Annotated in this window: 12 protein-coding genes and 3 pseudogenes; 5 read left to right on the forward strand and 10 right to left on the reverse strand. The window is 68.7% G+C overall.

The window, feature by feature from the left end:
* Positions 1-87 precede the first annotated feature (87 nt).
* Entirely contained in the window at positions 88-342 is a 255-nt protein-coding gene (locus ABZ079_RS29765) for a hypothetical protein (protein ID WP_356942517.1), read from the reverse strand.
* The gene (locus ABZ079_RS29770; RefSeq protein ID WP_356942518.1) at positions 339-560 is read right to left on the reverse strand and encodes a transposase; all 222 of its coding nucleotides are present in this window, start codon (positions 558-560) and stop codon (positions 339-341) included. Before ABZ079_RS29770 ends, ABZ079_RS29765 begins: the two co-directional genes overlap by 4 nt.
* A 501-nt stretch (positions 561-1,061) precedes the next feature.
* On the opposite strand from ABZ079_RS29770, the gene ABZ079_RS29775 reads away from it, so the two are divergent.
* The gene (locus ABZ079_RS29775; protein WP_356942519.1) at positions 1,062-1,802 is read left to right on the forward strand and encodes an alpha/beta fold hydrolase; all 741 of its coding nucleotides are present in this window, start codon (positions 1,062-1,064) and stop codon (positions 1,800-1,802) included.
* 431 nt (positions 1,803-2,233) lie between these two features.
* Here the strand turns inward: ABZ079_RS29775 and ABZ079_RS29780 are convergent, their stop codons facing one another.
* The 4 genes from ABZ079_RS29780 to ABZ079_RS29795 are packed head-to-tail and all read right to left on the reverse strand — an operon-like array spanning position 2,234 to position 4,025.
* Positions 2,234-2,686 (reverse strand): hypothetical protein, encoded by a 453-nt coding sequence (locus ABZ079_RS29780; protein ID WP_356942520.1) that lies wholly within the window; start codon positions 2,684-2,686, stop codon positions 2,234-2,236.
* A gap of 45 nt (positions 2,687-2,731) precedes the next feature.
* Positions 2,732-2,908, reverse strand: coding sequence for a hypothetical protein (locus tag ABZ079_RS29785; protein WP_356942521.1), 177 nt, complete (start codon positions 2,906-2,908; stop codon positions 2,732-2,734).
* Between the two features lie 25 nt (positions 2,909-2,933).
* Complete coding sequence (locus ABZ079_RS29790) at positions 2,934-3,239, reverse strand: hypothetical protein (RefSeq protein WP_356942522.1); 306 nt, start codon at positions 3,237-3,239, stop codon at positions 2,934-2,936.
* A 51-nt stretch (positions 3,240-3,290) separates the two neighbouring features.
* Positions 3,291-4,025 (reverse strand): sulfite exporter TauE/SafE family protein, encoded by a 735-nt coding sequence (locus ABZ079_RS29795; protein ID WP_356942523.1) that lies wholly within the window; start codon positions 4,023-4,025, stop codon positions 3,291-3,293.
* 350 nt (positions 4,026-4,375) lie between these two features.
* Here ABZ079_RS29795 and ABZ079_RS29800 point away from each other — a divergent pair.
* Positions 4,376-4,536, forward strand: a pseudogene (locus ABZ079_RS29800) (aldo/keto reductase); the annotation flags it as partial.
* An 89-nt stretch (positions 4,537-4,625) separates the two neighbouring features.
* Here the strand turns inward: ABZ079_RS29800 and ABZ079_RS29805 are convergent.
* Complete coding sequence (locus ABZ079_RS29805; RefSeq protein WP_356942524.1) at positions 4,626-5,240, reverse strand: TetR/AcrR family transcriptional regulator; 615 nt, start codon at positions 5,238-5,240, stop codon at positions 4,626-4,628.
* Between the two features lie 55 nt (positions 5,241-5,295).
* Between ABZ079_RS29805 and ABZ079_RS29810 the strand changes: the two genes are divergently transcribed.
* The 3 genes from ABZ079_RS29810 to ABZ079_RS29820 all read left to right on the forward strand — a co-directional run bounded on the left by ABZ079_RS29810 (position 5,296) and on the right by ABZ079_RS29820 (position 7,295).
* Positions 5,296-6,117: an MBL fold metallo-hydrolase gene (locus ABZ079_RS29810; protein WP_356942525.1), complete on the forward strand. Its 822-nt coding sequence runs from the start codon at positions 5,296-5,298 to the stop codon at positions 6,115-6,117.
* A gap of 124 nt (positions 6,118-6,241) precedes the next feature.
* On the forward strand, positions 6,242-6,652 hold the full coding sequence (locus ABZ079_RS29815; RefSeq protein ID WP_356942526.1) for a cupin domain-containing protein: 411 nt from the start codon (positions 6,242-6,244) through the stop codon (positions 6,650-6,652).
* Positions 6,653-6,680: 28 nt separating this feature from the next.
* Complete coding sequence (locus ABZ079_RS29820; RefSeq protein WP_356942527.1) at positions 6,681-7,295, forward strand: DUF4865 family protein; 615 nt, start codon at positions 6,681-6,683, stop codon at positions 7,293-7,295.
* Positions 7,296-7,844: 549 nt separating this feature from the next.
* Here the strand turns inward: ABZ079_RS29820 and ABZ079_RS29825 are convergent.
* From ABZ079_RS29825 to ABZ079_RS29835, 3 genes and pseudogenes are all read right to left on the reverse strand, one after another.
* Positions 7,845-8,028: pseudogene (locus ABZ079_RS29825) on the reverse strand (alcohol dehydrogenase catalytic domain-containing protein); the annotation flags it as partial.
* 409 nt (positions 8,029-8,437) lie between these two features.
* A complete protein-coding gene (locus ABZ079_RS29830; protein ID WP_356942528.1) occupies positions 8,438-9,814 on the reverse strand; it encodes a S41 family peptidase in 1,377 nt (458 codons plus the stop codon).
* A 1,089-nt stretch (positions 9,815-10,903) separates the two neighbouring features.
* Positions 10,904-11,218, reverse strand: a pseudogene (locus tag ABZ079_RS29835) (transposase); the annotation flags it as partial.
* Between the last annotated feature and the right edge of the window lie 354 nt (positions 11,219-11,572).

Genomic DNA, 11,572 nt, shown 5'->3' on the forward strand with positions numbered 1-11,572 from the left:
CACCGAACGTCAGCCGCCGGACCGTGACGGGTTGAGGGAGCACCCATGGGTAACTGTGTTCACGGGGCTCACCTCCATACGACGACTTCACGGTCCACCACGAAAGTAGCAGTGGGGCGCCGCCTCGCTCAAATCCTTTCTATGAGCCAACGAGAGGAAGGAGTCGTGGAGTTCGATGCGTCGTTCCCAGCGGACCGCGAGGCGTTGTAACTGCTGGAGCAGGGCGAAGGTCTGCTCGACGACGTAGCGGAGCTTGCCCCGGCCCTTGACGTCCGGGGAGCCCTTGCGGGCGATCACCGCCTGGCTGCGACGGCGCCGCAGCTCAACGCGCACGGCCTTCAAGTCGTACGCCTATTCGCCCAGGAGGCACTCCGGCCGCCGCCAGGGCCGGCCGGGTCGTCCGGCGACGGGCGGATGCCGTCGACGAGGTCAGGGGTCCGGGTGATGTCGTCGACGTGGGCGGCGGTAGTGATCACGTGCAGCGGGGTGGCCTTGCCGTCGCAGATCAGGTGGTGCTTGCTGCCCGTCTTCCGCCGGTCGAAGGGCGACGCACCGGTCACGGCTCCCCCTTTTTTTCGCGCGCGCGTGGGAGCCGTCCACGCACGCGCGGGTGCAGTCGAGCTCGGCGGGCCGGCGAGTACCAGCCCCGGGGGCCCCGGATCTGGGCGAGGTGACCGGCCGGCAGCTGGTGGTCGAGGCGGTGCGCGAGCACCTCGCGCTCTCTCAGGTGCCGACGCGGCTACGCCGCCGCCCACTCCAGCCGAGATCGGCCAGCGCCTGGAGCTCCACATGGGTCCTGGCGACCGTCAGCGAGCCAGTGCGGGCCTTGACCACCCAGGGCCGCAACGCCCCACTCGAAGGGTCCAGAAGCCACCTGGGGGCCTTGGCGGGCCGAAGGGGCGGTGGCGGTGGTGGCATCCCCACGGCAACACTCCAGAAGAAAGCACGCCCTGCTTCGGCTATTCGGGTCCGCACCGGACGGAACTCACGGTTTCGTCGACGCAGTCGCACCACAATGATGCTGATCTGTCCTTTCCGGTTACCTTCGACGAGGCGGAGCCTTGGCGACTTTCGTTCTGGTCCACGGCGCCATGCACGGAGCGTGGTGCTGGCGGGACGTCCGTGACCGGCTGTCGGACGCCGGGCACCGGGTCTTCACGCCGACACTGACCGGCCAGGGCGATCGGCGTCAGGCGCTCACCCCAGAGGTCGGCGTGGAGACGCACGTGTGCGACCTCACCGATCTGCTCTGGTTCGAGGACCTCCGCGGTGTCCACCTGGTCCTGCACAGTTACTCGGGTATCCTCGCCGGTCCGGTCGCTCAGCGCGCTGACGGGCGCCTGGCGAGTGTCGTCTTCCTGGCCGCGTTCCTCGCCGACCCGGGTCAGTCGCTGCTGGACGTGCAACCCCCGCATGTCGCAGCCCGCTACCTCGAGACCGCGTCGGCGGAGGGCGATGGATGGAGACTCCCGGCCAGTGCCGATTTTCTGGACCAGTGGGGAGTCACCGATCCGGCCCTGCGACGATGGGTCGGCCCGCGCCTGACGGACTTCCCCCTCCGCTGTCAGACCGAGGCCGTCGACTACCGGGCCGATGCGCTCGACAGCGTCCGCAAGGTCTATATCCGGCACACGTCACCCGCCCTGAACAGCCTGACGCCCTTTCACCGTCGGGCTCGGATCTCCGGCTGGGAAACCTACGACCTCTGCTGCGGCCACGACACCATGCTTGCCGTACCGAACGAAACTGCGGACCTTCTGCACCGCATCTCGGCGCCGGAGACGGGCAGGCCGCGTGCGTGAGCGCAGCTGTCAAGTAGCGAGGGAGGCCGTGGGGTGTACGGTCGCGGCACGTGGGATGTGGTGTAACGCCACAGCGCCTGCCGCCGCCGTTGCTGGAGTATCTGCGTCAAGAGGGCGGCTCTTTCGGTTGTGCCTTGAGGTGCCCGTCGGCTCGATGAAGCAGCGGGCCGTAACGGTGGGTCGCCCGTTCACAGCGGGCGCGGTGCGCTGGAGCGACCGCACGAGGGGTAGTGACTGCTCCACCGACGCCCGCTCTTCCTCCTCCACGGACCGCAGGTCCGGACCGAGGAGTCCTGACGCTCCTTCCTCGGCGTGCCGAGGTCCGTGCAGCTCCCAGGTGAGCCGATCGGCCAGCAGGACGGCGACCTTTGGAGTGCTGTGGGCGGAGCCGAGAACACGCCCCGCAGTCCCTGGAGCAAGCTGTCCGGTCATCACATGGCGTGAGTGCCGGACAGGATGGCGATGGACCAGTGCACATCGGTGCCGTTGACCTTTACGGACAGGTGCTTCTGTTCGCTGGGCACGGTGTAGACGCGGCCGATGGTGACCGGGTCACCGCACGCGATCTTGGAAGGATCTGAATCCTTGGGCCCGTACTGAATCATCATCGTGCCCCTACCCGTGCAGCGGGCGTGGATGGTGTAGACATTCTCGGTCGGCGTGAACACCGGCAACGTGCGACTAACCGTGCCTTTGGTCACCGGAAGCAGGAAATCAGGCTTTTCCGGTAGGGCCAGGGGGTCCCGGGAGGTCTCCCCGGCCTTCGCCGCTTGAGCGCTGGACTGCGAAGAGGCCGGGGTCTGCGACCCGACGTCGCCATTGTCAGCGGCGCACGCTGAGAGCAGGAGGGTCAGTAGGACCGGTGCGGCAACATGTCGGCGCATGCGATGACTCCTTGAGGTGGGTGGGACGCGCCCTGGCGCCACCGGTCACGAGGAGGCGCTGCGGGGCCAGCGGTGTACGGCCCAACCTTCGCGGTACGGAGGCCATACGTCCATGTACTGCTTGTCGCCGATCCTGCAATTGCTGTGCTGCAACGCGACGTAGCCGTACACGTTCTCCTTCGTGATGCCGTAGCCGCCCTTGACCGTTGAGTGGGCCTTCACCTTGCCGCCGGCCTCGATGCCGGGCTCAGATGTCCAGCTGTGCCTGCTGCCGTTGACGTCGGCCTTCAGTTTGCCGGGCCCACAGTGCCTTGACCTCGCCACTGATGTTGATCGACGCACCCACGGTCGTCGTGCCCGACTTCTTGGACGTGGACGTGAAGTCGACCCAGTAGGACAAGTCGTTCTTCATGAAGGACTTGTACTTGCCGGGCCATTGCAGGTCGGACGCCCTGATCACCTCGAAGGCAATGCGGTGCCCCAGGGAGGACGGCCGGTGCCCATCCGGGAAACCGTCGGTGTCGACGGCCGGGACCCCGGAGGCGATGCTCACCCAGACCAGCCGGGCATCCCCCGCGTTCTGCAGGACAGGATCAGAGGGCGGTCACGCCATCTCCAACAGCCCTTTGATCAGCACGGAGAAGCCACCGGCCAGGGCCAAGGTGAAGATGAGCCGACGCACCCCCCGCTCCCGGACTCTCGGGGCAAGTGCCCTGCCGATGAGGGTGCCCGCCACCATGGCGGCCACGGTCACCGCCCAGGCCGACCCGGTCAGCCGTGGTACGCCGTTGACGGCCACGGAGAAGACGTTCACCGCGATGCCGTAAAACTGCGCGTTCGGCACGAATTCGTGGATCGACCACCCCGCATTCAAGGCATACAGCGAGTACGGTGGCCCGCCGACACCGGCGGCGGAGTTCATGAATCCACCCACGGCACCCGCGGTCACGGCGCCCTTCGTTCCGGTCAGAGCCGGTATGCGCGCACCTCCCATCACCAGGGCCACGGCAAGCGTCACAAGAGTCCCGATGCCGGCCAGCAGTACCGGTTCGGAAAGCCGGGCGGCCGCCCATGAGCCCGCAGGCACGGTGCATGCGGCAGCGACGACCAAGGGCACCATGGCCCCGATCCGCACCCGTCGCCAACCCGCGGCGAGTCCGACGATGCTGATGACTCCGGCTGCGCAATTTGCGAGCACCACCCCCTGCGCCGGCCCGAGCATCAGAACGAGCACGGGGACCGCGATGAGCGCAAAGCCCATGCCTGTGAGCCACTGCACCGAAGCAGCCAGAACGACTATGCCGCCCAGCAGTAGCTCGGCCGCTCCTGCGCCAGCCACAGCACACTCCTACCTTCACCGGGATGATCGGGGTCATGCTCGACAAAGGATGACCCCGAACGCAAGAGCCTGGCAGGCAAGTCCCCTCCGTACGGAACCCACCGACCCCGGCGACGAGAAGCCGAAGCAGCGACATAGGGTTGACGCAGCTTGGCAGCGCGCCTCGTTCGAGCCGGAGGGGACCGGGGCGGGCGGGGGCATGCCCGAGGCTGATGCAGACGGTCAGCCCGTCCACGTCGTCCTCGCTGCGGACGCGGCCTCCGCCGGGTCCGCGGCGCACGACGTCGAGGGAAGGCCCTCGCACTCGTAGAACCGCAGCGCGTGCACGCCCAGACGGTGCGCTCGGCGACCTGTCCGATGCTCAGACCCGCATCCTCCACGCCGCTCTCGACGAGGGCATCAGCGTCGCGACACCGCCGACATGTACGGACAGGGCGAGTCCGAGGAGATCGTGTTCAAGGCCCTGCGGGGGCGCCGGGACGACGTGATACTCGCGACCAAGGTCCAATTTCAGAAGCCTCGTTTCCTCCGCCACCCCCGACCGACACCGCCTTGCGGCGCCGGTCCCTCGCCGAACGCGCCGCAGCCCGAGGAGTCGACCTAGGTAGCCGACCGGGGGCGGTGGCGGGCCAGCGCAGCGCGCATGAGGCGGCGAGCGCGCTGTGCGGCGCCCTCGTCGTCGAGGAGTTGAATCTCCTGATTCGCGGCCATGGCGAGGCCCGTCAGGGTGGACACGAGCTCCTCGGGGTCGAGATCCGGGGCGAGGTCGCCGGCGGCGCGCGCGGTGGTGATCTGTTCGGCCAGGAAGCCTCGCCAGCGGGTCACGGCGTCGTACAGTCGGGCCCGCAGCTCGCCCGGCTGCCCGTCGAGTTCGCACGAGGCTGCCGTGACGAAGCAGCCGTTGGGGAACGGGCTGTCGGCCAGGTAGGCGCACCAGGCGTCGATCACGGCGTGCAGGCACGGCAGGCCCGGCTCCGCGGCGCGGCCGGGTGCCACCACCGCCTGAATGAACAGCTCCACTGCCCGGTCGAGTGCGGCGAGTTGGAGCCCCGCCCGGGACCCGAAGGGGCCGACGACGCCGGCCTTGCTCATGTCGAGCGTCTCCGCCAGGGAGCCGATGGTCAGTCCGGACAGTCCCGCGCTGGAGGCCTGGGTCACCGCGACGCTGACGATGCGGTCGCGGGTGCGGCGGGCCTCCTCGGCCGATTTCCTCATGCCGCTTATCTTACCGATCGATCGTCTGCTAAGTTAACGAACGATCGTACGCTAAATGACCGATGGAGAGGATGTTCATATGCAAATCCGCTGGCTGGGCTGGGCCGGGGTGGAACTGGAAGCGCAGGGTGAGAGCCTGGTCATCGACCTGCTCGGGCGACCCGAAGGCGTCCTGGAGGGAACTTCGCTCTCGGGAGTGCCGCTGCCGAAGGTTGTGGCGCCGCATGCGGAAGGCCATGTGCTCGCCGGCCTGTGCACCCACCTCCACCGCGACCACACCGACGCCGGCGCCCTGGCCCGCGCCCTGCGCCCCGGTGGAACGGTCCTGCACCCCGAGTCCTTCGGCGGCGACGACCACGAGAACCTCTGGACGCTCAAGGCCGAGGCCGAACTCGCCGCCCACGACTTGCCCCGGCGACCCATGGGCCTATGGGAGACCACGACGATCGGGCCCTTCACCATCGCGGCCGTCCCCGCCGTCGACACCCTCGGCGACCCCCAGGTCTCCTGGGCCATCGAGGCCGACGGCACCCGCGTGATCCACCTGGGCGACACCATGTTCCACGGCTACTGGTGGCGCGCCGCCCATCGCTACGGCCCCTTCGACGCCGTCCTCACACCCATCAACGGGCCCACCGTCTGCTTCCCGCACTGCCAGCCGCCGAGCCCCTACCCGTCCGCGCTCGACGCCCGGCACGCCGCCGTCGCCGCCCGCCTCCTGCAGGCGAGGACCGCGATACCGATGCACTACGACGGCTTCCACGCCGACGGCTTCTACACCACGCAGCCCGAGGAGCTCGCGCGCTTCCTCGAAGCGGCCGACGGCGAGCCCTACGAGGTCCTCACCCCGGGGCTGGATGAAGAGCTCGCCCTCTGAACCGCCGCCCCCGGCACCGCGCCGCCGACTCCGCGCGGCCGTCCGGCCAGGGCGGTCACCGCGGTGCTGGGCCCTTACCGACCGCACGCATCTCCGCCACCCACGAGTAGAGAGGGCCTGCCCCATGCGTGTTTCTCGTACACCGCAGCCCACCGCGGCCGCGTCATCCGAGTGGGTTAACGGCGCGGTGTGGGTCGAAGAAATCGCCGCCCCCGAGGGATCGTCGCGCTTCCGGGTCGACAGCGTCCGCTTCGCGCCCGGCGCCCGCACCGCATGGCATCGCCACCCGCTCGGCCAGGTCCTTCACGTCACCGAGGGGACCGGGCTCGTTCAGTGCCGCGGCGAAGGGGTGCACACCATCCGCGCCGGCGACAGTGTGCGCGTCGCGCCGGGCGAGTGGCACTGGCACGGAGCCTCTCCCACCAGCTTCATGACCCATCTGGCCATCCAGGAAGTCGCCGAGGACGGCACCGAAGCCGAACGCGGTGCCCATGTCACCGAGGCCGAATACTCCACAGGCCCGCTGACTCACTGACCATTCGCCAAGGAAGGCAACCTCCTTCGTGTACGCAAAGCAGTACGAGCTCACCCTGCCCGCCGACTACGACATGACGATCATCCGCAAGCGGGTGGCCGATGGCGGCCACGTCCTCGACGACCGCGCCGGACTGGGCCTGAAGGCGTATGTCATCCGCGAACGCGGCATCGATGGCTCACCGGTCAACCAGTACGCCCCCTTCTACCTGTGGAACGACACCGGCGCGATGGCCCGCTTCCTCGTCGGCGGCGGCGGATTCCAGAACATCCTCCGGGACTTCGGCCGCCCTGCCGCTCGCCACTGGACGGGCATTGCCTGCCACGCCGGCCCCGCTCGCACGGCACCTCCCAAGGCAGCCTCGCGCCGCCTCACCCCCGTGCCCTCCCACACGGACCCGGAGGACACCGGCTTGGGCCTGTCCGCGCTGATCGAGCGGGAGACCGAGCAGCTGCGACAAATCTCCCAACAGGGCGGCGTGCATACCGCCGCGTTGGCCATCGACCCCCACCACTGGCAACTGCTGCGGTTCGTGTTGTGGGCAGACACGTCCGCGCCGGACCAGGACGCGACTGAGCGCTACGAGGTGCTGCACCTGTCCGCCCCCCGCCTGGGCGACCTGCCGGAGGGGCACGACTGGTAGCACGCCGGTCACCCGTGCTCGCCGTCGTCCGCTACGCCAGCTCCCCACCCGCATCCAGGCCGGCGGCGACCGGGTCCCGCAGGAGCCGCAGGGACGAGCCGCCTCGTCCTTCGGCGTCAGCCCACCTCCGATCATGTGTCGCCAGCCTCGCCCGGCATAGGGGCCCGTGATGCCAGGGGCATGTCGAGCGGGACGGAGATCCCCAGAACACGGATGCGGTGCGCGGTGGTGGCGTGCCCGGTGCAGGCGGAGAGCCCGAGTTTGGCGCTCGCCGGCAGAGGTGCTCGGCGGCCGCCTGTAAGGAGGAACCGTCGATGACGGTGGTGCCGTCGGGGCTGGCGTTGCCCGTCAGCCGCACGGTGGCCTTGCCGGCCGCGACGACGATCCGCACGTGGGCTCCGTCGGCCCAACGGGCCGCGAGCGGGCGGGCGAGCTCGGCTCCGGTGAGCCAGCGGAACCCGTCGTGCGCGGGTGCGCCCTCGCCGCTCCGTCCACTGGGGTGGGAGGGGCCCCGAGTCCATGGGCGGGCGTGTCAGAGGGTGAGGAGGCTCCGGCCTTGACGTTCCTCACTTCGGAGCCGACTTCCTCGACGACGCCGATGTACTCATGCCCCATGGCCGTGTGCTCGGCGGGCTCGATCCCGCGGTAGGGCCACAGGGCGGAGCCGCAGACACAGGTCGTTTATGACCGCGTCGGTGGGCTCAATGATCTGGACACGTGGCCAGCAACGCACTCGCCCGCGCCCTGTCCGCGCCGACGTTCGACAGCCCGACCGTGATCAGCACAACCGAGCCTGACAGCAACCCATCCCGGGCCGCAGAGGAATTCTCACAGTTGATTTTCCTCGCGCCGTCATAGCCGCGTGGGTCGCGGCCAACGGGTCTCGGCCGCCCTGGCCGACTGGCGGGTCGATGACGGTGACGACCGCGCCGGGCGCCCGGCCCAACTCAAGGCGGACGCTCTTGCGGAGCTGGTCACGGATCTGCCCGATGATGCTTGTTGCAGCCCAACAACCCATGAATCCCGGCCTCGGTAGTGACGGGCTCTCGTATGCGACTGTCGCGTGTTGTCGGTGCTGCTGAGCGTGGTAGTGACTTTCCCTGATCTCCAGCGGGTTGTCCCCCGGTCCCGCTGCTCCTGCGTCAGCTTGTGGTGCCGCCGTGGTTCCGCAGGACGTTCAGAGCCCTGTCGAAGGCCGAGTCCCTCTTCTTGTCGAACTCCTCCTCGGTGAAGACCGGCTCAGTGAGGTGCGGCGGAATGCCCGTGCCGTCGAAGGTGCTGCCCGAGCGGGTCAGGAACTCCTCGTTCGGCAGCCAGGCCGACATGCCGTTGGGGAGCTTGCGCCGCATGACGTCCGAGAACACACCCTGTGTGGGCTGCCCGATCCGGACCGTCTTGCCGGGCCGGTCCATGAGGGCCTGGGTGAAGGTCTCCCCCGCACTGACGGTCGAGCCGCCGGTCAGCACGGCGACCGGCCCGGTGTAACGCGGGCCCTGGCCGGGCGTGACATACGCGGGCTGGGGGCGAGTGTGCCTGGTGGGGTCGGCGGGGTCGTTGCGGGCCCGCTTGGAGTAGGCGACGTAGGGGGTGTCGGTGAGGCGCCCGGCGATGTGGATTCCCAGGGCGTCGGAGCCGCCGCCATTGACCCGCAGGTCGATGATCAGGCCCTTCAGACGCTGGGTGCGCTCCTGGCTGAGGACCGTATCCAGCGCCCTGTCGAGCTCGGCCAGTTGGGCGGAGAAGGGGGCTCCGTCGCCCGCGTACCCGCCGAACCCGGAGAGCCGCAAATAGCCCTGCCCGCCGGGGAGGTCGGCGTAGGTGATCCGCCCGTTGGCGAAATCCTGGAGGTTCCGGGCGTCCTCGAGGTCGTGCGCCACGATGAACGTCTTGACCTTGGTGTCCAACTGCTCAGTGGGCAGGACGGTGCCGGGGCGACCCTGTGCGAAGACGCGGTCGCCGTCCTGAACGGCAACGTGAGAGTCGTAAAGCGGCTTGACCATCTCGCTGAAGACGGCGTAGAGCTCGTCCTTGGTCGTCTTCGTGTGCACCTTGGGCCGGTATTGGTCGCGTACGGCGTGCCAGTCGATGCCCTTGGCGGAGAAGAAGGGGTAGTTCTCCTCGAAGGACTGCCAGAAGACGTCAAAGGCAGCGAGCGGACCCTTGGGGGCCGGACGCGTGCAGGCGTCGGGCAACTCCGCGATCCGGCGCAGGATCCGGTCGCCGACGGAGCCGTCCACCCGCATGGACCCGCGGTCGCGGCCTCCTTGGGTGCGCACAGTGAGGACGGTGCCGTCGGGCGTGGTGTAGGTGCCGGGGCCGGTCCGCTGCGCGGAGTCGCCCTTGAGGCAGCTGACGGTGGTGGTCTGGTACTCCTGGAAGGTTCCCTTCCGGATGGATAGCACTGTGCCGTAGCCGTCCATGCGCCAGATTCCGTCGATGGTCGGCTGGTGGGCGGTGGCGGCCGGCGCGGCTCCGCCGGCGAGGGCCAGTGCGACGGCGGTGGCCGTGACAATGCGCACGATCTTGCCTTCTCGGTAGGCGACTTGCTCGGGACAGCCCATGGTCGCCGACACGGCGTTCTCCCGGCCATCCGGCTGTCCGGTTGATCGAAGGTGGGGCCAGCCCCCCACTAGGGCTCTCGTATTCAACTGTCACCAGCCTGTCGACGGCGGGCAGGATCCCGCTCGTCATCAGCAGTCCTTCCAGACAAGCGGCTGACCGCCAGGGCTGAAGCTCACGGAAGGCATCGCCTGTCCGGACTTTTCCCGGACAGCCAGGGCTCCCGACCTGTTCGAAGTCGGTGTTCGCCGATCGGGTCAGGTCGGAGTGGACGCAGAGGCACACGGCCCGGTGCCGCGGCGAAGTTGCCCGGGCCAGCGGCAGCGAGTACAGGAGGCCGCGCTCCATTGTGCGGCTGTCCAGGCTCCGGGCAGGCGTTGGGCGAGGCTGCACCCCGCAGTCCGAGTCCGGGGCACGCGGCTATACGCTCCAGCTACTTGACGCCGATGTCATGCAGCAGGCGGAGGCGCGGCAACTGGTGGGTTGAGGCGGGCGAAGCCTTCCGCTATGGCAAGCAGGTACAGCGGAAGAGGCATCGAGTGACTCCGAGGCGAGGAGAGACACGAGGAAGGGCGTCTGGTCACCGCGGCCAGTCCCAAGGGCACACTCGTTCGGCCGCAAAGCACGGCGGGACGGCAAGGCTACGAACTCAGTGCTTCAGGGGCTAACGGCGTGACCGACAGCCCCCACCGTGTCCGGCTCGGGGCTCGACATGGCCCGCACACCACCTGACCGATGCCCGTCCCGGCACCTCGGTTTCACCGGCATTGGCCTGTGTCACCAACGTCATGTCCGGCAACAGCCCGGAGCCTGTTGCGAAAGTGCTGGTCGGATCGGGGCACTCAGGAGCGGCGTCGTTGATGCTCCTCTTGCTGTCAAGCGGCTTGTAGTCAGTCACGGTAGGCGTGAGCGAGGTCATCGGCCCTGCTGAGTCCTCGTTCCCGTCTGGAGATGGTCGCGGGCCAGACTCCGAAGTGCTGAGCGACGGCGGTCAGGGTGATGTTCTCGCCCCGCCGCAGGTCGGCTATGTCGGGGCTGGTGACCGTGGTGGTGAGACAGCGGAACGTCTCCCGGGCGATGGCCCGTTTCAACAACCGGATGATCTCCTCCTTCGTCCGGCCGGCGGCGGTTTGCTGTGCGGCGTACGCCCGCGTCCGGGTGTCGCTGGACATGCGGACCAGGGCGATGGGGTAGAGGGCGGCATTGGCGGCCCGGTCGCCGCCCCGGGACAGGCGATGACGGTTGCTTATGCCGCTGGAGGCGGGGACCGGGGCGGCTCCGGCCGCGAAGGATGCTTCGGTCCGCATCCGTTCGGGATTGCCTCCTGCGGTGATCAGCAGCTGTGCTGCGGTGTCGGGTCCGACACCGCAGGCCGCCCGCAGGCCCGGGTTGTGTACGGTGACCTCGGCATCCAGGGCCCGCGTCAGCGCCTCGTGTTCGGCGGTGAGCTCTTTGACGCGGCGGGCGGGACTCTTCAGTGCGGTGAGGACCGTGACGTGAAGGGCGTCGCCGGCCGGCCGCAACCGGGCCAGGGCCTCGGTTCGGTCGGCGCAGGCCCTCACCTGTTCAAGATCCCTCAGCCGAGACCTGGCTCACCCGTCCACAACCTCCCCAGACAGAACAACTACTGATCTTTTCGTTAGTTCAGTGGGTATGACGGGCTAGCTGGTGGGAGCCTGATGTTGTGTCTTTCAAGCCTTCGCCCGTTGTCTCCAGAT

Origin of the sequence: Streptomyces sp. NPDC006314 (assembly GCF_040613075.1) — a bacterium.
GTDB lineage: Bacteria > Actinomycetota > Actinomycetes > Streptomycetales > Streptomycetaceae > Streptomyces.

Bases quoted from the DNA above. Each gene is read 5' to 3' on its own strand.
- ABZ079_RS29810 (WP_356942525.1), top strand. From the start codon at position 5,296: ATGACCGATGGAGAGGATGTTCATATGCAAATCCGCTGGCTGGGCTGG.
- ABZ079_RS29815 (WP_356942526.1), top strand. From the start codon at position 6,242: ATGCGTGTTTCTCGTACACCGCAGCCCACCGCGGCCGCGTCATCCGAG.
- ABZ079_RS29780 (WP_356942520.1), bottom strand. From the start codon at position 2,686: ATGCGCCGACATGTTGCCGCACCGGTCCTACTGACCCTCCTGCTCTCA.
- ABZ079_RS29805 (WP_356942524.1), bottom strand. From the start codon at position 5,240: ATGAGGAAATCGGCCGAGGAGGCCCGCCGCACCCGCGACCGCATCGTC.